The organism is Polynucleobacter sp. 35-46-11 (genome assembly GCF_002281105.1).
Window position 1 is genome coordinate 1 of the sequence record NZ_NCFJ01000738.1, and the last position, 1,049, is coordinate 1,049.

Genomic DNA, 1,049 nt, shown 5'->3' on the forward strand with positions numbered 1-1,049 from the left:
TGCAACCGGCCGCATGGGAAAAATGTTGATCGAGGCTGTGCTCAATTGCACAGATGCTGAGCTGGTGGGCGCGCTTGAGCATGAGTCTTGCTTGCTGCTAGGTGAAGATGCTGGCGCATTCTTGGGTAAAAAAACTGGCGTAGCCATTACATCGGATATTGCAAAGGCTTTGAGTGGTGCTGAGTTCTTAATTGACTTCACACGACCAGAAGGCACGATGGACCATTTAGCTGTGGCGCAAAAGACTGGCAGCAAAATGATTATCGGTACCACCGGTCTGAGCCCAGAGCAAATCGACAGCCTGAAAAAAGCCTCTGCTAATTTAGCTATCGTATTTGCGCCAAATATGAGTGTGGGCGTCAATGCGACATTTAAGTTGCTTGAGATTGCCGCCAAGATGTTGAACGAGGGTTACGACATTGAAATCGTTGAAGCCCATCATCGCCATAAAGTAGATGCCCCATCGGGCACTGCACTAAGAATGGGTGAGGTGATTGCAGATGCACTTGGGGAAAAATTAGATGATGTAGCTGTGTATGCTCGCGAAGGCCATACCGGCGAGCGCAAAGCTGGCTCAATTGGTTTTGCCACTATTCGTGGTGGAGATATTGTGGGTGATCACACTGTCTTATTTGCAGGTGAGGGCGAGCGCATTGAGATTAGTCATAAGTCTTCTAGCCGCCAATCTTATGCGCAAGGTTCATTGCGTGCTGCACGTTTTTTGCAGGCTCAGAATTCCGGCTTATATGACATGCAAGATGTTCTTGGCCTGCGTAAGTAAAAAAACAAGTAAGTTGAGTAAATCAGAATAGAAGAAAAGAGTTGTATTGAATGAGTAAGGATTACGATCACCGCAGTATTGAAGCTGCAGCGCGAGCTGATTGGGAAAGCGCACAAGCTTACAAGGTTGCCGAGAATGCTTTAGATGCTTCCGGTAAACCAAGGCCAACATACTATGCTTGCTCTATGTTGCCCTATCCATCCGGTAAGTTGCATATGGGTCACGTTCGTAACTACACCATCAACGATGTGATGGCGCGTCAGTTGCG

The 1,049-nt window shown here is 47.6% G+C and carries 2 protein-coding genes; both read left to right on the forward strand.

Annotated elements, in window-relative coordinates; genetic code table 11:
* Nucleotides 1-781, forward strand: a 781-nt coding sequence (dapB, locus tag B7Y67_RS19210) for a 4-hydroxy-tetrahydrodipicolinate reductase (protein ID WP_293600003.1), incomplete at its 5' end; no start/stop codon positions are given.
* Between the two features lie 50 nt (nucleotides 782-831).
* A partial coding sequence (locus B7Y67_RS19215; RefSeq protein ID WP_293600004.1) for a class I tRNA ligase family protein occupies nucleotides 832-1,049 on the forward strand: 218 nt, incomplete at its 3' end.